Consider the following 25094-nt stretch of genomic DNA (forward strand, 5'->3'; position numbering starts at 1 on the left):
AATTTTAAGAATACGAAGAGCCAACATATGTCTAAATGGAAAAATAACAGGCTTATTCTAGCCACATCAGCCGGACACATCCTTGAGTATTATGACTCTACCTTGTATGGGTTCTTCGCTGTTATGCTCGCCCCCCTGTTTTTTCCCTCTGAAAGCCCAGCTATTGCCACAATTTGTAGTTTTATCGTCTTTGCCGCTGGATTTGTCATGCGCCCCTTCGGAGGACTTATTTTTGGGCACCTGGGAGACCGATATGGCCGCAAGATTGCTTTCCTTCTTTCAATCGCCCTTGTAACGGTCCCAACCTTTGGCATTGGCTGTCTCCCAACTTATGAAATGATAGGCGTTGCGGCGCCTTTTTTGTTGATATCCTTTAGACTTTTGCAGGGGATTTCTGTTGGGGGAGAATATGGTGGTGCGGCAATATTTATCAGGGAACACGTGAAAAAAGAACAAGTAGGCTTTGCTGGTAGCATGCTCGCTACACTAGGGTTTGTTGGTGCTGTAACGGGAACACTTCTGGGAAGTTTCTTCACACGCTCCCATATCGTTTCCTGGGGATGGAGAATTCCTTTTCTCCTCGGCGGCGTTTTTGGTATCGTCATATACTTTTTAAGACGTAATCTAGTTGAAACACCTACTTTCCAAGATATCAAGAACAAGGGAAAGGTCGTAAAACTCCCTATCCTCTCCGTATTAAGAAAACGCCCTTTAAATATCCTGCGCGGCGTTGGAATCGGTGTAAATACCGTAACGCCGTTCTATCTTGGCATTATCTATATGAATTCGGTTCTCAAGAGTAAGTTTCATTTAGCAGCCTCTGAGGTGTTAGCCTGTAATACAGCTATCATGCTCCTATGGATCCTTCTGCTTCCACTAGCAGGGTATATTTCTGATAAAATAGGGAAAACACGACTTATGGCTTTTTCAGCCATCGGAACCCTTCTCCTGGCCTATCCCTCCTTTCTCTATATCCATGCAGTGACTTCTCTGAGCGCACTGATTACCTTTCAAATTCTCATAAGCCTTCTCAGTATTTGCTTTGTTGCACCTTGTTCCGCTGTTCTTCCCGAGCTCTTTCCTCCTGAGGAACGATACAGTGGTTCCGCCTTCAGCTATTCCCTGGGTGTTGCGATCTTGGGGGGAACTGCCCCTCTTATTGTCGCTTCATTAGTCAACCATGGTTTTATCATGGGACCCGCATTTTATCTGATCTTTTCAAGCATTTTAGGATTTCTAGCTGTATTCGACGTCAAGCTATTCCAAGACGTTAAATTGCAACATGAAGTTAAACATAAGTTAGCTGCGTAAAGTAAAGCACGATTGATAGATTTATGGCTATTCCACTTCCCCTTAATCCAGAAATTTTTTTACGTCCGACTTTAAATAGTATGGGGTATATGTATGCAAAAAATAATGCGTATACAGATGCCTATTACAAGTACATTGTCTCTAATGGAGGCCCTACCCTAGATATTGGCGTTGCCTTCGGGTATACAACCTTTAAAGCACTCGCATGCGGTGTCAAAGTCCATGCAAATGATATTTGCCCCCAGCACCTAGATATTGTTAAGAAAGAGTGTCCTGACTCATACAAAAAAAACCTCGAGCTCGTTCCTGGTAAATTTCCTACAGCGGTTGATTTCGATGAAAACACCTTTCAATCCGTTCTTGCCTCGAGGATTTTACATTTTCTGACAGGAGATGAACTTGTTGAGGGACTCGCTAAGATATTTCAGTGGCTAAAGCCGGGAGGAAAGCTTTTTATTATTGCCGAATCTCCTTACAAAAAACTATTTGCACCCTTTATTCCCACCTATAAGAAGCGAGTACTGCAAAACATGTCATGGCCAGGGGAAATTACCAATTTGTCCAAATACGCCACTGGGCGCATGGATCACCTGCAGGAATTTATTCATTTACTCGACGACAAGACTCTCGGCAGAGAGCTGCGAAACGCCGGGTTCAAGGTGGAAAAAATCAGCATGTTCTCCAAGAAATCCCTCCCTTCTGATGCACAACTTGATGGCCGTGAATCTGTCGGCGCCATTGCTGTAAAACCTGAATAGTCGGCCGCACGTCAAGTGTTCGTAATCTCTCCTGTATGAATCAGCTTCTCGGGACCGGCTTCTGTTTTTAAAATGAGGGCACCGACTTCGTTTAGGCCCACAAGTGTCCCGTTTTCTTCATGGGGCGCCCTTAAGGAAATTTCAGATCCAAGAGCATAGGCCCTCTTTAGCCACTCATCCCTAATAGGAAGAAACCCTTGCTCTAACCAAAGAGTGTAAAAATGCCAGAATTGTTTACAGAGAACGGGCAAAAAATCGTCTACTGTCACCAATTTTTGAATTTCCTCTTTAAGACAGCCAGCTGGAAATAGAGCCTTTTGAGGGGCTTCTATGAGATTTACTCCGATTCCTACGATGCAAGTGGTGGATCTGGAAGTTTCTTGAAAATCTGATTCAACCAGAATTCCCCCCACTTTCTTGCCATTTACGATCACATCATTGGGCCATTTGTACTGAAGGTTAATATTCTCAGATGAGAAGGTCTCAATTGCTTTGCCAACCGCGATTGCCGCAACAAATGAAAGCTGGGGCATTTGTGCAATAACAAGAGTCGGCTGTCTCAAAAGAAACGAAGCATATAAATTTCCCTCTGGCGACACCCACTCTCGGCCCAAACGACCACGCCCCTTCGTCTGAGATTTTGCACACACGACATAAATAGATTCTCGGTCATTCGCAAGGACTGGATCCTCTATAAGTCCTTTCGCTATATCGTTGGTGCTCTCAACGGTTCCATATGATTTTAAAACGAAGTGTGGCGGCAATCTCTCCATCACAGATTCGTAATCGCAGCAAGAGCAAGGCTGGTACTCTGGACTAAAAGATTTGGATAGAGGATGAAAGACATTATCACCACCGCACTAACGGTCATTGGGATCGCTAAGCTGTATGGGGTAGAAACTTCAATAACACTCTCCGGTTCATCAAAATACATATACTTTACGATGCGAATATAATAAAACGCCCCAACGACGCTGGCCAGAACACCCACGATCGCCCAAATAACAAATCCGGCTTCGATGGCTGCTATAAAGACGTAGAACTTAGCAAAAAATCCGGCTAAAGGAGGTACCCCTGCCATTGAGAATAAGAAAGCAGCTAAACAAAAGGCAATTTTGGGACTCGTTTTTGACAACCCTTTTAAATCCTCAATCACGTCCACAAAATTTTGCTTCTCTTCGCCCAGAGGATATCGCAGACAAAGAAGGCAAGCAAATATCCCTGCCGTCATAAAAACATAGAGGCTCAAATAGATTAGAACGCTCTGGAAGCCTTCGAATCTTCCAGAGGCCAACCCCAACAGAGAAAATCCCATATGAGAAATGGAACTATAAGCCATTAATCTTTTCATGTTGGACTGGGCAATAGCCGCAAAGGCCCCCCAAACCATGGACAAAACTGAAAGAGCGAGGATAATGGCTTGCCAAGAAACGACAAGGGGAGCAAAAGGGCCTATTAAAAGCCTGACCAAAAGGGCAAAGGCTGCAATTTTGGGCACCACCGCGAAAAAGGCCGTAATAGGCATGGGGACCCCTTCATAAACGTCTGGCGCCCACATGTGGAAAGGAACCGCTGAAATTTTGAAGACTATTCCACCGATCACGAGAACAAATCCTGCAACCAACCCCCAATATTGAGAAGGGTTAGCAATCCAATTAGGAGATAGAGCAATGGCAATATCTTTAAAATTAGTCCCTCCAGACAAACCATATACAAGAGACAAGCCATAGAGCAAAATGCCTGAAGCTAGGGCACCCAAAATAAAGTACTTTAAGGCCGCTTCCGTGCTCTTGGGCGAGTTACGCTTAAAGCCAGCTAAAATATAAAGGGAGAGACTTTGGATTTCCACGCCAAGGTAGAGGGAAATAAGATCGTTACACGAAATCATAAGAAACATTCCCAAAATGGCAAACAGGATGAGAACGGGAAATTCGGGCTTGAAATAGCTTTCCTTCTTACAAATTCCAAGAGTCATGGAACAAGTCGCCAGTCCCCCCAACAAAACGAGCCCCTTCATATACGTTGTAAAGTTATCGATGGTAAATAGCCCATTTAAGAGGGTTACAGAGGTTCTATCAAAAGCAACAATGAGTAAGGCCAACGCCAAAATTAAAAGAGTGATCCGCATTAAAAGAGGTATGATTCTCTCGGTATTTTTGGAAAAAACACCCCACATTAAAAGGGCCATTGCAGACAGAAACATAAGACATTCAGGAAGTAAGAATTTTAAATCACTTAGAGTTATCATAGAACACACTTATCACTGTTTGATCCTGACTAAAACTGTTGGCAAATATCACATGCTGAACCAGCTTATTTACGCTTGGAGAAAGGGTTTGTAGAAAAGAGCTCGGATACACTCCCATCCAAACAACAAGGATGCAAAGTGGCGCAAATATAAACATTTCCCGTGGAAAAAGGTCATGTATCTTTTCCAAGGACTGGTGGACAAGTTTTCCGTACATCACCCTACGATACAACCATAGGGCGTAGACAACACTCAAGACGACACCTGTAGCGGCTAAGGTTGCGAGCCAAGTATTTACACCAAAGGCACTGATGATCACTAGGAATTCTCCCACGAATCCACTTGTTCCTGGCAGCCCTACCGAAGCCAGGATAAAAAGCATAAAGACAACTGCATAGACCGGCATGCGATACACAAGCCCCCCATAGTCAGAAATAAGCCTTGAGTGTCTTCGATCGTACACCACGCCTACACACAGGAACAAAGCCGCCGAAACAAAGCCATGGCTTAACATTTGGATCAAAGCCCCTTCAATCCCACTTGACGTAAAGGTAAAAATACCGATTGTGACAAAGCCCATGTGAGCAACAGACGAATAGGCAATAAGCTTTTTCATGTCTTGCTGCGCCAAGGCCACCAAAGACGTATATATGATGGCAACAATACTTAAGGCATAAACAAGAGGGGCAAAATACAGACTCGCTTCCGGAAACATTGGTAATGAAAATCTTAAAAAGCCGTAAGCCCCCATCTTCAACAAAATCCCTGCCAGAATCACAGACCCTGCTGTAGGCGCTTCTACATGAGCATTGGGAAGCCACGTATGAACGGGCCACATGGGAATCTTTACGGCAAATGAAGCAAAGAAAGCTAACCAAAGCCATTTTTGAAGGTCAGGAGAAAACATATAAGTACTTAGGTAAGGAATGCTCGTCGTGCCTGTTTCAAAGTAAATGACCACAAGCCCTATAAGCATCAAAACCGAGCCCGTAAGAGTGTATAAAAAGAACTTGAAAGCAGCATAAACCCTCCCTGGGCCTCCCCAAATGCCTATGATCAAGAACATTGGGATCAAGACTCCCTCGAAGAAAATGTAGAAAAGAACGGTATCTAGGGCAGAGAACATGCCGACCATGAACGTCTCAAGAACCAGAAAGGCAATCATATACTCTTTGACACGCTCTTTAATGGTCTCCCAACTGGCTATCACAGCAACCGTACTCAATAGGGTCGAGAGCAAAACGAAAAAGATAGAAATCCCGTCAAGTCCAACATGATATCGAATATCTAGACCAGGCATCCAAGCATGATTTTCTTCAAACTGATAACCCGTCGTATTTGGGTCAAATAAAATCCACAATCCTAGGGATAACAAAAAGGTAACCAGAGAGATAAAGATCGCTACATTCTTAGCATTACGAGCAACAGCTTCCTCTTGACCGCGACACACTGAAATAAAGAGTGCTCCTAGGCAAGGCAAGAATATAACCAAAGAAAGCAGCGGTATTTTAATCATGAGCCCCTCACAAGATACAGGATAAACAACCCAATGCCCAAAATCATGGCAAAAGCATAATGGTACAAGTACCCTGTTTGAATCCGACCTACGCCACCGGCGGCCTTTTGAACAACCTTTGCAACACCATCTGGGCCCCAGCGATCGATCAACAACAAATCCCCCCACTTATATAGGAAACTCCCAAGAAAACGAGTCGGCCTGACGAAAATCAGCTGATACAGCTCATCAAAATACCATTTATGATACAGGAACCAGTAGGTTCCCTTCATATTTTTGGCCACTTGTGGCGGTAATTTTGGGAAGAGAATATACATAAACCACGCGAGACCAATCCCCAGCAATGCTAATACCAGGGGCAAATTTGTGACCCAAAAAGGTTCTGTATGGGCTATCTCTAGTGCCTTAGGCATTCCAGGAACAAAAGAACCTGCCCATCCACCCGTATCTTCAATAAAAAAGGCGTACCCTAGGTATCCCGAGAAAATAGATCCAAGTGCGAGTATAACAAGGGGGATCGTCAATAGGAGAGGAGCCTCATGGATGTGCGCCATGACTTTCTCATCTGCACGGGGCTTCCCATTGAAGGTCAAAAACAAAAGGCGCCAAGAATACAGCGCTGTCAGAAAGACGCCCCCCATCCCCAATAGATAGGCATAACTTCCCGAAAAAGTATCCGTTCCCAAAGCAACTTCCAATATGGTCTCTTTAGAATAGTATCCGGCAAAAAATGGGATCCCGGCCAAGGCTAAACTTCCTATCCACATGACCGTTGTCGTCAAAGGGATAAAGGAAGCAATGCCACCCATCTTACGCATATCCTGTTCATGAGACAATGCATGGATGACCGATCCTGCCCCTAGAAACAGAAGTGCCTTAAAGAATGCATGAGTTACCAGATGAAAAATAGCCGCCGAATAGGCCGAAAGCCCTATGGCAAAAAACATATACCCAAGCTGGCTGCATGTTGAGTAGGCAATAACGCGTTTTATGTCATTCTGCGTGATGGCAACGGTTCCAGCAAAAATCGCCGTAGTTGCCCCAACAACGGTAATCACCATTAAGGCCAAGGGAGATTGCTCAAAGAGTGGTGCCATTCTAACGACCAGAAAGACACCCGCCGTCACCATTGTCGCCGCATGGATAAGGGCTGACACGGGCGTAGGGCCTTCCATTGCATCTGGAAGCCACGTATGGAGGCCAATTTGCGCCGACTTTCCCATACAGCCAAAAAACAAAAGAAGACACATGATCGTTATAGAGTGGCCTTCAATGCCCATAAAGTTCATATGATGGGATACTTCCCCTGGAAGCATAAAAAAGATCTCGGAAAATGTAAAAGTTCCAAACACCAAGTAAACAGCAGCTAGCCCCAGAACAAATCCAAAATCGCCCACTCGATTCACGATAAATGCCTTTAAGGCCGCATCATTTGCTTCTGGCTTGCCGTACCAAAAACCAATCAGGAAATAGGAGCAAAGTCCTACCCCTTCCCAACCCACAAAAAGCTGAATTAGATTTTCTGACATCACAAGAATAAGCATAAAGAAGGTAAAAAGATTTAGATAAGCCATAAAGCGTGGGACACTATTATCTTTATCCATATATCCAATGGAATATACGTGAACAAGTGTTGATACAATGGTCACCACAGCCAGCATGGTCGTGGACAAAGTATCGAACTGCAACGCACAGGAAATTTGGATAGCTTCTGTATGAATCCACGTGAACAATGGAATAATCAAATGCTTTCCCTGCAACGCCACAGAATTGAATATAAAACACGAGAATATGGCCGATAATCCGACACAAGCGGTTGTCATAATTTGGCTAGGTCTTTTCCCCATAAGGGTGCCAAAGAAACCTACTGCTATGGCGCCAAACAGAGGAAGAAAAACTGCTAGAAAATACATGTTCATTAACCCTTTAGCAGATCCACATCTTGGACGTTGATATCACCTCGGACTCTGAAATAAGCCACTAGTATGGCCAAGCCCACGGCTGCTTCTGCCGCCGCAACGGCCAAAACAAACAGGGCGAAAAGTTGTCCGACCAAATCTTCCAAGAAAAACGAAAAGGCCACTAAATTAATATTAACGGCCAAAAGGATGAGCTCTACACACATCAGCAGGATAATAAGATTGCGACGGTTCAAAAAAATACCCAAGATGCCTAGATAAAATAGCAGCGCAGAAACGAATAGATAATGCCCTAAGGAAACTTCCATTAGACGCCCTTTCCTACTTCAACTTTTTTAATCTCCAGGGAACTCTCTTTTGTTCTTGCAACTTGGTCACCCACTATTTGTCGACGAACCCCGTCCCGTTTAGTTAAGGTAAGAACAATAGCGCCAATCATGGCAATAAGAAGGACAACCCCTGCTAACTGAAACAAGAATATGTAGTCCGTATACAGCACCATGCCAATGGCATGAGTGTTTGAAATTTTCTGTCCAATGTAGGGCACAGATGTATATTGATGGCCCAGACCCGGCAGAGACTGCCAATGATACGCTACAAAAAGGATCTCTGCTAAAAGAACGGAACCGACTGCAAACATAAGTATTTTATGCCTCACAAATCCCTTTTTAAGGTTTTGGAATTCTATGTTTAGCATCATCACCACAAAAAGGAATAAAACGGCAACGGCTCCCACGTAAACGACCACAAGAACCATGGCTAAAAATTCAGCCCCTAGAAGGATAAAGAGCCCCGCAGCATTGAAGAAGGATAAAATCAAGAACAGAACAGAATGCACCGTATTACGCGCAGAAATGACCATGGTTCCTGACAAAACTAAGAAAAACGAAAAAAGATAAAATGCGATTGTTGCGATCATTTATATTTTGCATCCGCCTCAAGATTTTCTCTGACAGCTAATTCCCATATGTCACCGTTTTCGAGTAATTTTTCCTTGTTGTAATACAATTCTTCCCGATTTTCTACGGCAAACTCATAGTTAGGTCCCTCTACGATGGCATCGACAGGACACGCCTCTTGGCAAAGTCCACAATAGATGCATTTTGTCATGTCTATATCAAAACGAGTCGTCCGACGACTTTGGTCAGACTCGCGGGGCTCTGCCTCGATCGTAATGGCCTGTGCCGGACAGATTGCTTCGCATAGTTTGCAAGCAATACATCTCTCTTCCCCATTTGGATAACGACGCAATACATGTTCTCCTCGGAATCGAGGACTCAAAGGCCCCTTTTCAAAGGGATAATCAAGGGTAACCTTTGCCTTAAACATATACTTAAATGTTAGAATTAAGCCGCGAATTAACTCAATCAAAAACAGACTCTTGAACCATCGTATAAAAGGAGTCATGACAAGCCCCCACTTGTTGGCAATTTATCTAGATAAAGCAAAATCCCTGCCGTCAAAATCACCCAGAACAAAGTAATGGGTAGAAAGACTTTCCAGCCCAATCGCATGAGTTGATCATATCGAAACCGGGGAAAAGTGGCACGCACCCAAATAAAGATGAATAAAACAAAGGAAATTTTAAGGGCAAACCAGATGGGCCCTGGGATCCAAGTGAAGAAATAATGATCCACTGGCGGCAACCACCCTCCAAGGAAAAGCAGGCTCGCCATGGCACTCATCAAAATCATGTTGGCATATTCCCCCAGGAAAAAGAGGGCGAAAGGCATTGAGGAGTACTCAACGTTAAAGCCGGCAACTAGTTCTGCTTCTGCTTCAGGCAAGTCAAAGGGCGCCCGATTTGTTTCTGCCAAAATGGAAATAATAAAAATGATGAACATGGGAAACAGCGGCACGACAAACCATTGCCCTTTCTGAGCAAGGACTATATCCGTCAAATTTAAGGATCCAACACAGAGCAAAACAGTAATAAAGATAAATCCCATGGAGATTTCATAAGACACCATTTGTGCTGCGGATCTTAAGGCTCCTAGAAAGGCATATCTTGAGTTACTGGCCCATCCCGCCATGATAACGCCGTAAACTCCCAGTGAGGAAAGAGCAAAGAGATAGAGAATCCCCACATTTATATTGGAGAGAACAATCCCGGCATCAAAAGGAATCACGGCCCAAGCAAGCATACTTAATCCAAAAGTAACGAGTGGAGCGATGAGAAAAACGATCGTGTTAGCATCACTGGGTAAAATGATTTCCTTGTGAATCAATTTCACCCCATCCGCTATGGGCTGCAACAGCCCCATAACCCCCACCACATTAGGCCCTCTCCGCAGTTGCATAGCCGCAATAACTTTTCGTTCTGCATAGGTAAGATAGGCAACAAAAAAGAGAAGAGGCAATATGATCAAAAAAATCTTCCCCAGCAAGACAGCCGATAGCTGAATAAAAATCATGACTTCTGAATAGGAAAGAGATTGCAACCACTGACCCATCTAAGCCGCCTCCTGTTTCTTCAAGATAAAGCTTTCCGTACACTTGGCCATTGTTTGAGAAGATCTCGTTATGGGATCCGTCATGTAATAGTTTTTAATATACGGGTCAAAAGGTGATTTTATGAGTTTGCCCACTTTACTGGCAATGCTTTTCCATTCCTCAGATTGAAATTCAGCATTCCTGTCAAAAACGGGATTCTCTTCAATCATACGTTGTCGAAGTTGTTCCAATGAATTGTAAGACGGCTTGTGCTCTAAGACTTCTGCCAAAGCGCGTAGAATCCGCCAATCTTCCTTGGCCTCTCCAGGAGGGAAAATAGCCCGATAGGTTCTCTGCACGCGCCCTTCTGTATTTACAAAGGTGGCGTCTTTTTCCGTATAAGCTGAGCCAGGTAGGATTACGTCGGCAACCATGGCTCCCTTATCTCCATGATGTCCCTGATAGACGATAAAGCGTCTTTTTTTTGGCAAACTCTCCAACGGCATTTCATCCGCCCCTAAAAGATAAAGGAATTTGATATCTCCTTTCTCTATCCCGGAAAGAATGCCCTTGGCGTCCAAGCCTCCTCTCGAGGGAACAAAGCCTAAATCCAGGGCCCCCACTCTGCTAGCCGCCGTGTGAAGGACATTAAAACCATTCCAATTTTCTTGGATGAAACCATAATCTTCAGCAATCTTCACGGCCGCTGAAAAAACGGCATCCCCATCTGAGCGACACAAGGCCCCTTGTCCCAAAATAAGCATGGGCCTCTTGGCTTTAGATAGCTTTTTAGAAAAAGGATGTTTTCCTGACAAAATTTCCTCCAGAATCTCTGGAGTATCCCCGAGATGCTGGTATTCATAGGTTAAACTAACCGGATCACCCACAAGCGCTATTGGGAAATTTCCTGCCAATGATCTTTTGCGCAATCGAGCATTAATCATCGTGCCTTCCCATTTGGGGTTCGTTCCTATAAGCAAACACAAGTCTGCTTTCTCAATGCCCTCTATGCTGGTGTTAAAGAGGTAGTGAGACCGCTCAGACGACTTTATTTTGGAACCATCCTGACGGCAATCAATGTGAGGAGTCCCAAGGGCACTCATCATATCCTTTAGAGCCATAATGGACTCACAGTCAGCTTGATCACCAACAATGGCAGCCATCTCTTCTGGTGCCGATTTACGAATACGCTGTCTAATGGCAAGAAAAGCCTCTTCCCAACTCGTTTCCGTCAACTTGCCATTTACGCGAACGTAAGGACGATCTAAGCGCTGAGACTTCAGCCCATCATAGGAAAAACGCGTTTTATCAGAAATCCACTCTTCATTAATGCCTTCATTAAGTCGCGGCAATATCCTCATGACTTCGCGACCACGCGTATCAACACGAATATTGCTTCCAACAGCATCGTGGACATCAATGCTATCTGTTTTCTTCAATTCCCAGGAACGCCCGGTATAAGTATATGGCTTGGATGTGAGAGCACCAACAGGACATATATCAATCATATTTCCAGAAAGCTCGTTGGTAATTGCTTGTTGAATATAGGTTCCAATTTTCATGTCTTCGCCGCGGAAAGTGGCGCCCATCTCAGGAACACCTGCAATTTCATCTCCAAATCGAACACAGCGCGTACAATGAATACAACGGGTCATAAACGTATTGATGAGAGGACCTAGCTCTTCTTCTTCAACCGCCCGTTTGTTTTTACAAAAACGACCCCGATCTGGCCCATAGGCCATGGTAATGTCTTGTAAATCGCACTCCCCCCCTTGATCACAAATGGGACAATCGAGAGGGTGATTGATCAGGAGAAACTCCAAAACACCTTTGCGCGCCTTTGTTACCATAGGAGAGTCCGTTCGAATCACCATGCCATCTCCAGCGGGATGGGCACAAGAAGCAACGGGCTTGGGACAGTTTTCTAGCTCCACCAAACACATGCGGCAATTTCCTGCAATTGGCAAGCGGGGATGGTAGCAAAACACAGGCACTTCCACTGCGGCTTTTTCACAGGCTTGCAAAACCGTTGAGCCCTTCTCTATCTCAACTTCCTGATCGTTAACAGTTAGCTTAATTGTCTTCACTTCCGCTTCACTCATGCTCTTATGCCACTTCCACATTTTTTTGGAGACGCTTTTCCAGCTCAGGCCTAAAATGCCGTATGAGCCCCTGGATTGTCCAGGCTGCTGCATCCCCAAAAGCGCAAATGGTATGTCCTTCAATTAGACGACTTACTTCTTCAATTTTGTCGATATCGCTGATCTCAGCATCCCCATGGACGAAATCTTCCATCATGCGCCACATCCAGCCCGTTCCTTCACGACACGGCGAACACTGCCCACAACTCTCATGCATATAGAATTTCGAAATTCTCGCAATGGCTTTAACAATATCTGTGGAACGATCCATAACGATAACAGCGGCCGTCCCCAAACCCGTTTTCTCAGACTTAAGACTATCAAAGTCCATGGATACCGTATCACACACCGACTTGGGAATCAGGGGGACAGATGACCCGCCTGGAATAACGGCCAAAAGATTATCCCATCCGCCAGTGACACCGCCAGCATGACGTTCAATCAGCTGTCGCAAAGGAATGCCCATTTCTTCTTCCACATTGCACGGGTTGTTAACGTGCCCGGAAATACAAAAGATTTTTGTGCCCGTGTTGTTATGGACACCAAGGGACGCAAACCAGTCCCCTCCCCGTCTTAAAATGCTGGGAACAACAGCGATGGTTTCCACATTATTAACGGTTGTAGGACATCCGTACAGCCCTGCTCCTGCGGGGAAAGGAGGCTTGAGTCGAGGCATCCCTTTTTTGCCTTCCAGACTTTCCAGAAGAGCCGTTTCCTCTCCACAAATATACGCCCCAGCCCCCCGATGGAGATACAAGTCAAAGTCGTAGCCGGATTTCGCGGCGTTTTGCCCCAAAAGTCCAGCCTCATAGGCTTCATCTATAGCCTGCTGAAGAATTTCTGCCTCACGATAAAACTCTCCACGGATATAAATATATCCAGTATGAACGCCCATCCCCACAGCTGCCAACAGCGCGCCTTCTATCAATTTGTGTGGTTCATTACGAATGATGTCCCGATCCTTGCAAGTCCCGGGCTCGCTCTCATCAGCATTCACAATCAAATAGGTTGGTAATTTTCCTTCCTTCGGCATAAAAGACCACTTAAGACCCGTGGGAAAGCCGGCGCCTCCACGGCCTCGAAGTCCTGACTTTTTAACTTCATCAGTGATCCAATCGCGCCCCTTTTTCACAAGGACCGATGTTTTATTCCAATCGCCTCTTTTAAGGGCTGACTTAAGCTCCCAATGATCATGGCCATACAAATTTGTAAAAATGCGATCTTCATCAAGAAGAGACACTAGACACCCTCCTTTTTATCTTCATCTTTCAGAAAAACAGAAAGCGTTGTTGCTCCCCCTTCAGGCGCGGATAGATGGCGATCAATTTGGGGCCCAGCGGTCACTTTTTCTCCCTTAGAGATTTTCTTCAAAATCTCTGTCATAGATTCGGCCGTCAAATCTTCAAAAAAGTCATCGTTAATTTGAACCATAGGAGCATTCACACAAGCCCCCAAACACTCCACTTCACTTAGGGTGAATTTACCATCGGTGGTGGTCTCACCAACCTTTACCTTGAGGTGTTTTTTACAGGCCTGGAGAATGTCCGAACTTTTCCGGAGCCAACAGGGCGTCGTGGTGCACACTTGAACATGGTGCACTCCAATGGGCTTTAGATTAAACATGGTATAAAAGGTTGCCACCTCAAAGACCCTGATTACCGGCATTTCCAGCATATTGGCAACGGCTTCCATAGCGTTACGAGGCAGCCATCCCCCATTTTGGCGCTGAGCCAAATCCAAAAGAGGCAAGACGGCACTGGCTTGACGGCCTTTAGGGTACTTAGCTATGTGCGCTTTGGCCTTTTTTAGATTCGCAGGCGTAAAATTAAAGGCATCATCCCGCTTCTCTTCTTTCAAGACTGGAGATACTGTCATCGATCTATCTCCCCAAACACTATATCCATAGACCCAATGATGGAAACAACATCGGCCAACATATGTCCCTTGGACATAAACTCTGTTGCCTGAAGAAAAGCAAAACTAGGCGCCCGAATTTTACAGCGGTAGGGCTTATTGGAACCATCAGAAACCAGATATACGCCAAACTCTCCTTTAGGCGCTTCAACAGCCGTATAAGTCTCTCCCTTTGGCACACGGTATCCTTCTGAATACAACTTGAAGTGATGAATAAGGGCTTCCATATTCTTTTTCATTTCAGCACGTGGCGGAGGCGCAATTTTCCAATCGTCCACCATAACAGGGCCCTCCGGAATCTGTTCAATACATTGGGCCATAATGAGCAAACTCTGGCGCATCTCTTCGACACGAACGAGATAGCGATCATAGCAATCCCCATGCTTTCCCACGGGAATATCAAACTCCATACGATCATAGACTTCATAAGGTTGCGCCTTACGCAAATCCCAGGAAACCCCCGAAGCTCGCAGCATAGGACCTGTAAATCCCCAGTCCAATGCCTGGTCTCGTGTTACTTTTCCAATATCCACAGTGCGCTGTTTGAAAATACGATTTTCTGTCAAAAGAGTTTCTAAATCATCAATTCGAGAGGGGAAATAGGCAATAAAATCTTCTATGTCTTGCAAAAGTCCAACTGGCAAATCATATCGGACGCCCCCTGGACGAAAATACGCTGCATGCAGTCGCGCCCCTGAAACGCGTTCGTAAAACTCCATCAAACGCTCCCGATCCTCAAACCCCCACAATAGAGGCGTCATAGCCCCCACATCCAAGGCAAAGGTCGTCAGATTCATAAGGTGATTCAGAAGACGCGTAATCTCTGAGAATAAGACACGGATATATTGGGCCCGTTCGGGCACTTGGATTCCCATTAGCTTTTCAATGGCCAAGGCGAAGCCATGTTCCTGACACATGGGAGACACATAGTCCAATCGGTCAAAATAGGGTATGGCCTGTAAGTATGTTTTATGCTCAATAAGCTTTTCTGTTCCGCGATGCAGAAAACCAATATGAGGATCTGCCCGCTCTACGACTTCACCGTCCAATTCTAGAACAAGCCTCAGAACGCCATGAGCGGCCGGATGTTGGGGGCCAAAGTTCATGGTATAGTTGTGAATACGCTTTTCAGCTGTGCTAGAAGCCATCAGGCAACCCCCTCCACAACGTCTTCCGCTATTTCATCTTGCTCCTCGAGCATCTCATCAGAATCCTTCATCTTCTCCATGATCCCTTCCCAAGGGCTGGAAAAATCAAAAGTACGATATTCTTGGGGGAGTTCTACAGGACTGTAAACAACTCTCTTTTGTTCTTCGTCATAGCGCACTTCAACATACCCGGTGAGAGGAAAATCCTTACGCAAAGGGTGCCCTTCAAATCCATAATCTGTCAATAAACGCCTCAAATCCGGATGATCCGAAAATTGAATGCCGTACATGTCCCATGCTTCCCGTTCCCACCAATTAGCCGAGCTAAAAACACTCGCTACACTGGGAACTGGATCTGCTTCAGACGTTTCTAAAACGACTCTGATCCTTAAATTATTCTTTACACTCAGAAGATTATAAACCACCTGAAAACGAGGATGCCTATCGGGATAATCTACCCCACATATATCCACAAGTTGTTTAAAGAAGCCCTGCGGCGTATCTCGGAGAAAATGGAGCACTTTGACGATCTGGGCACGCCTTACCTTTAGGGTCAGTTCAGCATTGGAAACGGACCATTCTACCAAGTCAGCTCCCAAAAAATCAGAAATATAGTTACCTAAATCCTCCAGATTTTTAGTCATGTAGCTTTCGACTCCGGATCATTGGCTTTGGTTATGAACAGCTTTCTCTTGATCCCCCCTCGTGAGCGTTTGATTTTCCTTTGCAGCTGCATAACGCCGTATAAAAGAGCTTCTGCAGTTGGAGGACACCCTGGCACATAAACATCCACAGGAACTATGCGATCACAACCTCGAACAACCGAATAGGAATAATGATAATAGCCTCCACCATTAGCACAGGATCCCATGGAAATGACCCAACGAGGCTCGGCCATTTGGTCGTAAACTTTACGCAAAGCAGGCGCCATTTTATTGCACAAGGTGCCGGCCACAATCATCACATCTGCTTGCCGCGGACTAGGACGAAACACGACCCCTAAGCGGTCTAAGTCATAGCGACTGGCCGCCGCATGCATCATTTCAATTGCACAACAAGCCAATCCAAATGTCATGGGCCACAAAGAACCGCTCTGAGCCCACCCCGCAAGCTTATCCAGTTGAGTGACGAAGAAACCTCTTTGACTTACCTCGTCGGAAAAGGCTGTCATCAATTCGTCAGATGTCATATCTCCTGGACGCAAAATAGGAGTCCTGTTTCCTCTTCCGCCTAATCCCATTCTAAGGCCCCTTTTTTCCACTCGTATATAAAACCGATGGTCAACACACCAAGGAAAATTACCATTGATATAAAACCAAACATCCCGATAGCCCCAAGGGAAATGGCCCAGGGGAATAAAAAGACAACCTCCAAATCAAAAATTATAAAAAGGATCGCGACCAGATAGTAACGAACATCGAATTTTGTGCGACAATCAGAAAAGGGGGCAAATCCACACTCATAGGGGGATTGCTTCTCGGTATAGGGACGATGAGGCCCTCTCAAATAGGCCAGAAAAAGGGGAACACACGAGACGACTAGAGCAACACCTAAAAACACAAAAATGGGAAGGTACTCTTCAAGTATTCCACTCAATGCCTTGTTTCCCTATAGCATTATTCTAAAAATCATCGGGATACTACCATGGGATCTCGGCAATGGAAAGAGTGTGTGTCCTTAAAAATTTACTTTATAATTTTACAAAAAACATATTTTATGATAGCTTTACATTGAAGTATGAGGAGGAAATTTAAGTGCGTAAGCTAACTTTTTTCATCGTTGCTATTTCGGTCATTTTTTCGCTTGCTACAACCGATTTTGCGGTTAGCAAGCCCAAGGCGGTATCTGGCAGCAAAATAAAGAAGGATGCCCCTAAGAGAAAACCCCCTCCTACCATGATGCTCCTAGACAGTGACCTGAAGAAAGATCAGGCGGCTAAGGTGGCGGCAGAAAAAAAAGCTAAGAAAGCTCTTGCAGATAAGAAGGCAGTACAAAAAGCTCTCGCAAAAAAGACAGAAGAGCTGAAAAAGACTAAGGCGCTAGATCTGAAAAAGGCTAACGCGCTAAAGAAAAAAGATAAGCTTAAGGCACTCCGGGACAAACATAAGGCTTTGCGAGCAAAAAGGAAAGCCGAAGAACAGGCTGCTAAGAAAGATAGGAAGCTTAAAATAGTTAACGATAACGCAGTAAAGAAGAAGAAAAAGAAAGTGATCCACCTAGGACAAAATGCATTTATGAGCAAGTGCCTGAAACCTAACATTATAGCCCCAACTAAATTGAGGAAGCGAACTCAACCAAATTGTGCCCACAAAAGCACTTGCGGAAACTCTACATTCGCAGCTCAGTACGAGTACGGCGCGGCCTGTCCTTAAGTCAAATAGTCAATTGTTTCGTTAAAGGTACAAGATCACTCACGGCCGGGCAGCTTTCCCAAGCACCTCTTGAACACCCACCGAGCACCACTCAAGCTAACACCAACTCGGCGCTACACTCACATGCCCGACCGTGCAACACACCCCTCATGGGTAAAGGCAGCGATCAATAGTTATCCGGATCCATCCAGAAAGATTCCTGATCCAGAAACTCCAAATCAAGATGATCCGTAGAATAAAAATCCTCAATATGATCGGTACCTACGATCTTTAGAGGCCTACGAATCCTTTTCTTTACTGTTGATTTCCGTACAGACGCACCCTTGTCAAAAAATGCAGGTGCTACTGGATTCGATGTTGGATGATTAAAAGCCAGATTTCGATGTAACATGGCTACCCCCTTATCTAGTAATTTATATTACCTTATCCTTAGTCTTATAAAAATCGTAACACAATAATTCCCAATGTAAAGAAATTAAATGTACCTATTTTATTCGGTATTTCAATAAGTTATCCGGTACAGCTCTGCAAGTTATGACTATTTAAGGAATATTTTTTTTTATTAGCTGTCAGTGGTTATTACGGAGTACTATTTCAAAATCTGCTGTGTGAAAAAATTTAATATTCACGGCATTATGTTATAATTGACCCAGCTGCAATGGTTTAGTGATTTGGCAGAAAAAGGGCAAAACTGATTTAGCCAAACGACAGTGGAGCTTCTCCTTCCAAAAATGAAGGAGGAAATAATAAGGCGAAGGGAGACGTGAACATGAAAAATTTTAAGTACAATGTTGTTGCTTTAACAGTTTTAATATTCTCTGGAATCGGACTTGATGGAATGGCACACGCCCGCAACTCTTCAGAAAATGAGACACTATGTGAAGCGTACAAACAGACAAATAAGTGCAAAGCAACCTACCAAAAATGTGTAAAGACATGTCTAGGACCACCCTACGAGTGCAACCATGTAGATGTGTGCAGAGTCCATTTCGATCAGTGTTTCACAAACAAGATCTACACTGTAGAAAGAAAATTAGAGAATTGGAAACAAGAGCACAGAAACTACTTACAGGAACAGCGTGAGAAGATTGATTTCATTTTGAGCAAAGAATGACAACAGTGATATAAGGTCGTATTTGACTCGTGGATACGTGCTTGTACGTGCTCCGATGAAAATCGCAGAAGATAATAAAAATTTCTCTGGTGCAGAAAAATGCACTGAAACACAATCAAATAGAGCCTTCAGTGCGGTAATTAACGGTTGTGTCGCATCTGTTGAATAATTTGAGTAAAACAAATATTCTCTCCGTAAATTGTGGAGGGAAAAATTAGGAATATTGCAATAATTAGCCTAGGAGTTCTATCATTGGTAGTTTCAGATAGTTCGTGGAGCATCAATACTGATGACATGAGTACGCTTAGAAACAGAAAGAAGTACAAGCCTTTAAAGTCTGAAGAAGTCGCTGACGACAGCAATTTACAGAAGTCAATGATAGTGAATTTGGACCATTATTTTAGAGTTGAGAAAAAAAGTTTAGCAACAGGAGACGAAGTGTTTTTGAAACTCAAAAGAATATACCTTGAGAACGGAAAAAATGCAGCTAAATTAAATGCTCGACATACGTTTGGTCTCACCGATAAATTGGTCGACGAAGTAATGGAAGTTCTTTCTCATTAACTGTCGCTCAAGAGATTGCTCTGAAAGCCACAGCTTCCAAGTAACCTCTTCCCGATAAGCAGGACCCTTAGAATATCTAACGGGTTCTGTCAGGAAAAACATCCACAGTTCAAGAAGGGCAGCAAATAGCCCTACCCACTCACTTTTTCCTGTAAATCGGACGGGAGAGCATATTTGCCATCCAGAAGTATTTCCACATGGGTTAGAGTTTCTTGATTATCCTGATAAGGGGATGGAATGGAAGTGAGAGCTTCCTGGAGAGACACGAACAGACGCAAAGTCCCTCTTCCCTGGTCCTTGAGAGGCTTTAAGATTGTACAAAGGCGTTCTAGTTCCGTTTCGCTTGAAAGATGGAGCGTGACTTCATGGGACATATTCTTGGTTTTGTCATCAAGCAACTCTAGGGTCTGTACTGTTAGGCGCAGCATGTCACTTTCAATACGTCCTTGCGCCCCTAGGAATAAAGCCATTCCCGGTACGAGTATTTCCCGTGATTCAGACAGCACTTCGGAAAAAACCGTAATCTCGTACACACCGCTTGTATCCGTCAGCTGAAGAAAAGCATAACGATTGCCAGACTTTGCCGTTTTTTCTTTTATACCAACGACCACACCCACCAAATTGAAGGCACGAGGCTCTCCATTGCTCAAGTACTCAGAAAGTTCAGCACTCTCCACGATATCCAATTGAGAGAGCGTTGATCCATAGCCGTCCAAAGGATGGGCGGATAAGTAAAAACCCAATGCTCCAAATTCGTGACGCAGTTGCGTTAAGGAATCCCATAGCTCACAGACTGGGAGTTTCGGCGTAGGAAGAGCCTGCAAATCACCTTCAAAGAGGCTTACCTGAACAGACTCGCGACTTTCTGCCTGTTCCGAAGCGTATTTGATTAAAAAGTCGATGCTATCGTACAGCTGACGACGATTATCGTGAAGCTGGTCGAAGGCGCCCGCTGCAACCAGATGTTCTAAATTGCGCTTATTGATAACGCGGGTCGATAAGCGTCCGGCAAAATCAAGTATGTCTTTATAGGGACCGTTCTGAGACCGATCATGAACCAACTCCTCCATGGCCCCAGCCCCCACGTTTTTGATGGCTCCAAGGGCATATCGAACGGCCTTCGTTCCAGAGGGATCTTCTTCAACCGAAAACTGTGCCAATGAATGATTTACATCGGGGGGCAAGAGCTTAAGTTCCATCCGGTCCAGTTCTTGCTTAAAGAAGGTCAGCTTATCCGTGTTGTGCATATCCGCAGTCATGGATGCCGCAAAAAATTCAACGGTATAGTTTGCCTTCAAAAAAGCTGTCTGATAAGCCAGCAAGGCATAAGGCGCCGAATGAGATTTGTTGAAAGCATAGCTGGCAAATTTAGCAATCTTGTCAAATATATCTTGCGCCAATTTAGACGCAACGCCGCGTTCTTTTGCGCCCTCAATGAAGACTTGTCGTTGAGCATCCATTTCTGACTTAATCTTTTTGCCCATAGCGCGGCGTAAAAGGTCCGCACCCCCCAGTGAATAGCCAGCAAGGACTTGTGCAATCTGCATTACTTGCTCTTGGTAAACCATGACCCCGAAAGTTTCCTTCAGAATATCCTCCAGTTTGGGATGCATATACTGAATTTCCTCTTTTCCATGACGACAAGCCAAATAGCGGGGAATATCATCCATGGGTCCCGGTCGATACAAAGCGACCAACGCAATAAGTTCTTCAAAGCGATCCGGCTGCAATTGCCGCAGAACGTCACGCATCCCGGCGCCTTCCAACTGGAACACACCCACAGTTTCAACATTCTGCAGCAGATCAAAGGTCTTTGAATCTTCGAGCGAAATGGCTGAAATATCGAAAGGCTCTCCCTGTGCGCCGATCAATTCCGACGTTTTTTCTATGACTGTGAGAGTTTTTAGTCCCAAAAAGTCAAACTTCACCAAACCCGACTGTTCCACATACTTCATATTAAGCTGGGTAACGGGCATATCCGATTTGGGATCTCGATACAAAGCTACAAAATCAGACAAAGGACGATCGCCAATAACAACACCTGCCGCATGGGTCGACGCATGCCGATAAAGTCCCTCAAGTTTTAAGGCAATGTCTATAAGCTTCTTTATGCCCGGATCATCTTTCTGCATCTCCTGAAGCTGAGGCTCAATCAAAATAGCATCCTGTAAAGTGACCGGATTTGCAGGATTGTTGGGCACCAGTTTGCAAATTTTATCCACCAAGGGATACGGCAACTGAAGAACGCGCCCGACGTCTCTTAGAACGGCCCGTGCCTGAAGCTTTCCAAAGGTGATGATTTGCGCAACATGATCATGGCCGTACTTTTGTTGCACGTATCGAATCACTTCATCCCGACGTTCTTGGCAAAAGTCGATATCAAAGTCAGGCATCGACACACGTTCAGGATTCAAAAAACGCTCAAAAATGAGGCTAAAACGAATGGGATCCACATCCGTAATGGTGAGCGACCACGCCACCAAAGATCCTGCCCCTGACCCACGACCAGGCCCAACGGGTATATTATTCTGTTTGGCCCATTGGATGAAATCGGCAACAATAAGAAAGTAACCGGGATACCCCATTTGATTAATGACGCCCAATTCATATTCTAGGCGATCTTGGTACTGTTTCTTGACCTTCAGACGCTCTTCTTTGGGCATCTCCTGATCATAGACATCCTTCTCCAAACGTTGCTCTAGGCATTGGAATGCTTGATGCTTTAATTCATCTTCCTCAGCACGACCCGATTCGGACACATATGGCGGCAAAATGGGATCGACAGATATGGGACGATAAGCACAACGCCGGGCAATCACACTGGTATTCAAGTATGCTTCTGGCAAATCTTTAAAAACAGTCCACATTTCGTCGGAAGTCTTAAAGCGTTGATTAGCCGTTAATCTCTTTCGATTTTCTTCAGATACATAAGTGCCCTCAGCCACACAGGTTAGGGCATCATGAGCCTCATGCATGTCCGCATCTAAGAAAAAGGCTTCATTGGTTCCCACCAAAGGCAAATTGTGCTTCAGGGCTATTTCAATGAGGGCTTCCTCTGTGGTTGCTTCTTCAGAAACACCCACGCGGGAAATTTCAACGTAAAGCCTATCTGGAAACAATTGCTTGAGCTGTTCCAGATATTGCTCGGCTCTCTCTTTTTGCCTATTTAAGAGGAATTGTGCCAACCCGCCCTGAATGCCCGCGGTTAGGGCAATGAGCCCATCACTTTTCCCTAGGAGAGACTCAAAAGTGATATGTGGCCCTTCCCCATCGGGGGATTCTAAGTAGGCAATTTCCAACAGTTTTAAGAGATTTTTGTATCCCTCTTCATTTTGAACCAGCAACACCAGAGGATCCGTCTGAGTGGCCACAGCAGCCTGAAATGCGTTTTTCTTTTCTTCTTCAGGACGTTTCAGGGCAATTTGACATCCAATAATTGGCTGCACACCCGACTCGGCCGTCGTTTGAGAAAATTCATAAGAGCCAAAGAGATTATTGGTATCGGTTATGGCAACAGCCGGCGTTTTTTGATCGACACAGCGGGCAACCAAGGCCTTACATTTTATGGCACCTTCTAGCAAAGAATAAGCACTATGCACCCGAAGATGAATAAAGGGAGGCCTCTTATTCATCTATACAAGAACTCCCTCTTTTAGACTAATGATCCGATCCATTTTTTTAGCCAAATCCAGATTGTGGGTTGCAATAAGGGCCCCCACTTTTTCCTTACGAACCATGGTCAATAGTTCCGAAAAAATTTGGGCTGATTTTTCTGGGTCCAGATTCCCGGTGGGTTCATCAGCCAACAGCAGCGAAGGCTTGTTAGCAATGGCACGCGCAATAGCAACCCGTTGTTGCTCGCCACCTGACAAACGAGCCGGCCTGTGAGTGGCCCTTTCTGCGAGTCCCATTAGCTTTAAAAGATCGCTTGCTCTCTTTTCTGCCTTCTTCCGTGGCGTCCCAAAAATAAGCTGGGGAAGCACAATATTTTCAAAAGCAGAAAACTCAGGCAACAAATGGTGATATTGATAAATGAAACCAATGGAGCTACGTCGAAGCGCAGCACGCTGAGAATCTCTCAGACGCTGACAATCTTTTCCATTCAAACAAATTTGTCCCCTTGTGGGGTGATCCAAGAGCCCCGAAATTTGAAGCAGCGTTGATTTTCCAGATCCTGAAGGACCCACAAGCGCCACAATTTCCCCAGGAGCTATACTCAACGTCGCCCCTTTTAGAACTTTTAAGGTTTCCCCGCCTTGGACAAAAACTTTTTCCACACTCTTCAATTGAAGAATGGCGTCGTCTTTGGGAGCTGATTTCTTAGGGACTATTTTATTCATTGCGCAATGCCTCCACAGGATCTAAGCGGGCAGCACGCCACGAGGGATATAAGGTTGCAAAGAATGTAATGACAAAAGCCATCAAAACAACGGATATGACTTCTCTTGGGTCTACGATGGCAGGCAAATGTGACAAGAAGTAGATCTCAGCTTGAAAGAGATCCGTCCCTGTGAATTTTTGCAAGAACTGGCGAATGGCCTCAATATTCAGAGAAAAAGCCAGCCCCAAGCCAAATCCTGCCACAGTCCCGGCAAAGCCAATGCTGGCTCCGGTTAAAAAGAATATACGCATTAAAGAACTTTTCGTCGCCCCCATAGTTCGTATAATGGCAATATCCCGCGTCTTATCCTTTACCAACATAATCAAGCTGGAGACGATATTAAAAGCAGCAATCAGTATGATGAGAGTCAAGATGAGAAACATAACATTGCGTTCCACATTGACCGCTTGGAAAAAGGCTGCATTTGATTGCCGCCAGTCTCTTATGTTTACTCGCCAGTTCAAAGCTTTTGCCATCTTTGGCGCCGTAATGTCTACGAGATTGGGACTTAGAAGGAATATCTCAAGTCCCGTAACACCCTCCCCTGTCCGATAAAACACTTGGGCAGCCTCCAGTGGCAGAAATACAATTCCTTTGTCATATTCATAATTACCTGACTGAAAGAGTCCTACTACCGTGTACTTCTTGGATCTAGGGATAGAGCCGAAAGCTGTTGCATTTAATTCTGGAGCTACCAGGGTTAGGGGATCTCCAACCCGCACCCCCATACGAAGAGCCAACGCTTGGCCAATCACGATGGCATCTGTTCCTTCAAGATCAGCCAAACTACCGTCCACTATATTATCTGAGATGATGGGGCGATCTTTTAGGTCATCTTTTCGAACACCGCGCACAATTATGCCAGTAGCGGTGCCCTTTGACATGGCCATTGCTTGACCTTCCACTAAGGGCGTCACCGATTCAACCCCATAAAATGGCCGAACCTTGTCAGCAAGTTCATCAAAATCCCGTAAGTGGCCGCTTATCCCTTCAATGCGAAGATGTCCATTGAATCCCAGAATCTTACTAAACAGTTCTTCCCGGAATCCGTTCATCACAGACATTACAATAATGAGTGTCGCCACACCAATGGTGATACCCAAAAAAGAAAATCCCGCGATGACCGATATAAAGCCCTCCTGGCGGTTGGGTCTTAAGTAACGCCAAGCAATTTTCCGTTCAAAGAGTGAAAAAAACATCTGTACCTATCAGGTTATTTACAAGAATAGTCTCCAACGCGGTTGCATGATAATCAAAAACACCCAGAGGGAGAAG

General features: G+C 44.9%; 24 protein-coding genes. 5 read left to right on the forward strand and 19 right to left on the reverse strand.

Translation table 11 applies throughout. The features are described from left to right. Positions 1-27 precede the first annotated feature (27 nt). Both HOL16_07400 and HOL16_07405 read left to right on the forward strand, forming a co-directional pair. Positions 28-1311, forward strand: a complete 1284-nt coding sequence (locus HOL16_07400; protein MBT5390505.1) for an MFS transporter — start codon at positions 28-30, stop codon at positions 1309-1311. Between the two features lie 23 nt (positions 1312-1334). Further along, a complete protein-coding gene (locus HOL16_07405; GenBank protein ID MBT5390506.1) occupies positions 1335-2069 on the forward strand; it encodes a class I SAM-dependent methyltransferase in 735 nt (244 codons plus the stop codon). An 11-nt stretch (positions 2070-2080) separates the two neighbouring features. Here HOL16_07405 and HOL16_07410 read toward each other — a convergent pair whose 3' ends face one another. From HOL16_07410 to HOL16_07480, 15 genes are read right to left on the reverse strand one after another with little or no spacing between them, the layout of a single operon-like run. Continuing rightward, a complete protein-coding gene (locus HOL16_07410; protein MBT5390507.1) occupies positions 2081-2842 on the reverse strand; it encodes a biotin--[acetyl-CoA-carboxylase] ligase in 762 nt (253 codons plus the stop codon). Beyond that, positions 2842-4317: an NADH-quinone oxidoreductase subunit NuoN gene (nuoN, locus tag HOL16_07415; GenBank protein ID MBT5390508.1), complete on the reverse strand. Its 1476-nt coding sequence runs from the start codon at positions 4315-4317 to the stop codon at positions 2842-2844. The genes HOL16_07410 and nuoN overlap by 1 nt, the downstream gene beginning before the upstream one ends. Next, a complete protein-coding gene (locus tag HOL16_07420) occupies positions 4301-5833 on the reverse strand; it encodes an NADH-quinone oxidoreductase subunit M (protein MBT5390509.1) in 1533 nt (510 codons plus the stop codon). The genes nuoN and HOL16_07420 overlap by 17 nt, the downstream gene beginning before the upstream one ends. Then, positions 5830-7746 carry an NADH-quinone oxidoreductase subunit L gene (gene nuoL / locus HOL16_07425; protein MBT5390510.1) on the reverse strand — a complete coding sequence of 639 codons (1917 nt, stop codon included), beginning with the start codon at positions 7744-7746 and terminating at the stop codon, positions 5830-5832. Before nuoL ends, HOL16_07420 begins: the two co-directional genes overlap by 4 nt. 5 nt (positions 7747-7751) lie before the next feature. Continuing rightward, positions 7752-8060, reverse strand: a complete 309-nt coding sequence (nuoK, locus tag HOL16_07430) for an NADH-quinone oxidoreductase subunit NuoK (GenBank protein MBT5390511.1) — start codon at positions 8058-8060, stop codon at positions 7752-7754. Beyond that, on the reverse strand, positions 8060-8671 hold the full coding sequence (locus HOL16_07435; GenBank protein MBT5390512.1) for an NADH-quinone oxidoreductase subunit J: 612 nt from the start codon (positions 8669-8671) through the stop codon (positions 8060-8062). Before HOL16_07435 ends, nuoK begins: the two co-directional genes overlap by 1 nt. After that, a complete protein-coding gene (nuoI, locus tag HOL16_07440; GenBank protein MBT5390513.1) occupies positions 8668-9159 on the reverse strand; it encodes an NADH-quinone oxidoreductase subunit NuoI in 492 nt (163 codons plus the stop codon). Before nuoI ends, HOL16_07435 begins: the two co-directional genes overlap by 4 nt. Then, positions 9156-10205: an NADH-quinone oxidoreductase subunit NuoH gene (nuoH, locus tag HOL16_07445; protein MBT5390514.1), complete on the reverse strand. Its 1050-nt coding sequence runs from the start codon at positions 10203-10205 to the stop codon at positions 9156-9158. Before nuoH ends, nuoI begins: the two co-directional genes overlap by 4 nt. After that, on the reverse strand, positions 10206-12287 hold the full coding sequence (locus HOL16_07450; GenBank protein MBT5390515.1) for an NADH-quinone oxidoreductase subunit G: 2082 nt from the start codon (positions 12285-12287) through the stop codon (positions 10206-10208). A gap of 4 nt (positions 12288-12291) precedes the next feature. Continuing rightward, complete coding sequence (gene nuoF, locus HOL16_07455) at positions 12292-13566, reverse strand: NADH-quinone oxidoreductase subunit NuoF (GenBank protein ID MBT5390516.1); 1275 nt, start codon at positions 13564-13566, stop codon at positions 12292-12294. Further along, positions 13566-14201 carry an NADH-quinone oxidoreductase subunit NuoE gene (nuoE, locus tag HOL16_07460; GenBank protein MBT5390517.1) on the reverse strand — a complete coding sequence of 212 codons (636 nt, stop codon included), beginning with the start codon at positions 14199-14201 and terminating at the stop codon, positions 13566-13568. The genes nuoF and nuoE overlap by 1 nt, the downstream gene beginning before the upstream one ends. Next, complete coding sequence (locus HOL16_07465; GenBank protein ID MBT5390518.1) at positions 14198-15388, reverse strand: NADH-quinone oxidoreductase subunit D; 1191 nt, start codon at positions 15386-15388, stop codon at positions 14198-14200. Before HOL16_07465 ends, nuoE begins: the two co-directional genes overlap by 4 nt. Continuing rightward, positions 15388-16032: an NADH-quinone oxidoreductase subunit C gene (locus HOL16_07470; GenBank protein MBT5390519.1), complete on the reverse strand. Its 645-nt coding sequence runs from the start codon at positions 16030-16032 to the stop codon at positions 15388-15390. Before HOL16_07470 ends, HOL16_07465 begins: the two co-directional genes overlap by 1 nt. Further along, positions 16029-16628, reverse strand: a complete 600-nt coding sequence (locus tag HOL16_07475; GenBank protein MBT5390520.1) for an NADH-quinone oxidoreductase subunit B — start codon at positions 16626-16628, stop codon at positions 16029-16031. Before HOL16_07475 ends, HOL16_07470 begins: the two co-directional genes overlap by 4 nt. Next, complete coding sequence (locus HOL16_07480) at positions 16619-16975, reverse strand: NADH-quinone oxidoreductase subunit A (GenBank protein ID MBT5390521.1); 357 nt, start codon at positions 16973-16975, stop codon at positions 16619-16621. Before HOL16_07480 ends, HOL16_07475 begins: the two co-directional genes overlap by 10 nt. 167 nt (positions 16976-17142) lie before the next feature. On the opposite strand from HOL16_07480, the gene HOL16_07485 reads away from it, so the two are divergent. Then, on the forward strand, positions 17143-17760 hold the full coding sequence (locus tag HOL16_07485) for a hypothetical protein (GenBank protein MBT5390522.1): 618 nt from the start codon (positions 17143-17145) through the stop codon (positions 17758-17760). Between the two features lie 166 nt (positions 17761-17926). Here the strand turns inward: HOL16_07485 and HOL16_07490 are convergent, their stop codons facing one another. Further along, positions 17927-18151, reverse strand: coding sequence for a hypothetical protein (locus HOL16_07490; GenBank protein MBT5390523.1), 225 nt, complete (start codon positions 18149-18151; stop codon positions 17927-17929). A 378-nt stretch (positions 18152-18529) separates the two neighbouring features. Here HOL16_07490 and HOL16_07495 point away from each other — a divergent pair, with 378 nt between their 5' ends. Then, positions 18530-18874 carry a hypothetical protein gene (locus HOL16_07495; GenBank protein MBT5390524.1) on the forward strand — a complete coding sequence of 115 codons (345 nt, stop codon included), beginning with the start codon at positions 18530-18532 and terminating at the stop codon, positions 18872-18874. Between the two features lie 252 nt (positions 18875-19126). Beyond that, on the forward strand, positions 19127-19438 hold the full coding sequence (locus tag HOL16_07500; protein ID MBT5390525.1) for a hypothetical protein: 312 nt from the start codon (positions 19127-19129) through the stop codon (positions 19436-19438). Positions 19439-19569: 131 nt separating this feature from the next. Here HOL16_07500 and dnaE read toward each other — a convergent pair whose 3' ends face one another. The 3 genes from dnaE to HOL16_07515 are packed head-to-tail and all read right to left on the reverse strand — an operon-like array spanning position 19570 to position 25018. Beyond that, positions 19570-23070, reverse strand: coding sequence for a DNA polymerase III subunit alpha (gene dnaE / locus HOL16_07505; protein MBT5390526.1), 3501 nt, complete (start codon positions 23068-23070; stop codon positions 19570-19572). After that, the gene (locus HOL16_07510) at positions 23071-23778 is read right to left on the reverse strand and encodes an ABC transporter ATP-binding protein (protein MBT5390527.1); all 708 of its coding nucleotides are present in this window, start codon (positions 23776-23778) and stop codon (positions 23071-23073) included. After that, on the reverse strand, positions 23771-25018 hold the full coding sequence (locus HOL16_07515; GenBank protein MBT5390528.1) for a lipoprotein-releasing ABC transporter permease subunit: 1248 nt from the start codon (positions 25016-25018) through the stop codon (positions 23771-23773). The genes HOL16_07510 and HOL16_07515 overlap by 8 nt, the downstream gene beginning before the upstream one ends. Positions 25019-25094 lie beyond the last annotated feature (76 nt).

Source organism: Alphaproteobacteria bacterium (assembly GCA_018662925.1).
Classification (GTDB): Bacteria; Pseudomonadota; Alphaproteobacteria; order 16-39-46; family JABJFC01; genus JABJFC01.

Coding starts and splice junctions, on each gene's coding strand:
- HOL16_07400 (MBT5390505.1), top strand. CDS start 28: ATGTCTAAATGGAAAAATAACAGGCTTATTCTAGCCACATCAGCCGGA.
- HOL16_07405 (MBT5390506.1), top strand. CDS start 1,335: ATGGCTATTCCACTTCCCCTTAATCCAGAAATTTTTTTACGTCCGACT.
- HOL16_07410 (MBT5390507.1), bottom strand. CDS start 2,842: ATGGAGAGATTGCCGCCACACTTCGTTTTAAAATCATATGGAACCGTT.
- nuoN (MBT5390508.1), bottom strand. CDS start 4,317: ATGATAACTCTAAGTGATTTAAAATTCTTACTTCCTGAATGTCTTATG.
- HOL16_07420 (MBT5390509.1), bottom strand. CDS start 5,833: ATGATTAAAATACCGCTGCTTTCTTTGGTTATATTCTTGCCTTGCCTA.
- nuoL (MBT5390510.1), bottom strand. CDS start 7,746: ATGTATTTTCTAGCAGTTTTTCTTCCTCTGTTTGGCGCCATAGCAGTA.
- nuoK (MBT5390511.1), bottom strand. CDS start 8,060: ATGGAAGTTTCCTTAGGGCATTATCTATTCGTTTCTGCGCTGCTATTT.
- HOL16_07435 (MBT5390512.1), bottom strand. CDS start 8,671: ATGATCGCAACAATCGCATTTTATCTTTTTTCGTTTTTCTTAGTTTTG.
- nuoI (MBT5390513.1), bottom strand. CDS start 9,159: ATGACTCCTTTTATACGATGGTTCAAGAGTCTGTTTTTGATTGAGTTA.
- nuoH (MBT5390514.1), bottom strand. CDS start 10,205: ATGGGTCAGTGGTTGCAATCTCTTTCCTATTCAGAAGTCATGATTTTT.
- HOL16_07450 (MBT5390515.1), bottom strand. CDS start 12,287: ATGAGTGAAGCGGAAGTGAAGACAATTAAGCTAACTGTTAACGATCAG.
- nuoE (MBT5390517.1), bottom strand. CDS start 14,201: ATGACAGTATCTCCAGTCTTGAAAGAAGAGAAGCGGGATGATGCCTTT.
- HOL16_07465 (MBT5390518.1), bottom strand. CDS start 15,388: ATGGCTTCTAGCACAGCTGAAAAGCGTATTCACAACTATACCATGAAC.
- HOL16_07470 (MBT5390519.1), bottom strand. CDS start 16,032: ATGACTAAAAATCTGGAGGATTTAGGTAACTATATTTCTGATTTTTTG.
- HOL16_07475 (MBT5390520.1), bottom strand. CDS start 16,628: ATGGGATTAGGCGGAAGAGGAAACAGGACTCCTATTTTGCGTCCAGGA.
- HOL16_07490 (MBT5390523.1), bottom strand. CDS start 18,151: ATGTTACATCGAAATCTGGCTTTTAATCATCCAACATCGAATCCAGTA.
- HOL16_07495 (MBT5390524.1), top strand. CDS start 18,530: ATGAAAAATTTTAAGTACAATGTTGTTGCTTTAACAGTTTTAATATTC.
- dnaE (MBT5390526.1), bottom strand. CDS start 23,070: ATGAATAAGAGGCCTCCCTTTATTCATCTTCGGGTGCATAGTGCTTAT.
- HOL16_07510 (MBT5390527.1), bottom strand. CDS start 23,778: ATGAATAAAATAGTCCCTAAGAAATCAGCTCCCAAAGACGACGCCATT.
- HOL16_07515 (MBT5390528.1), bottom strand. CDS start 25,018: ATGTTTTTTTCACTCTTTGAACGGAAAATTGCTTGGCGTTACTTAAGA.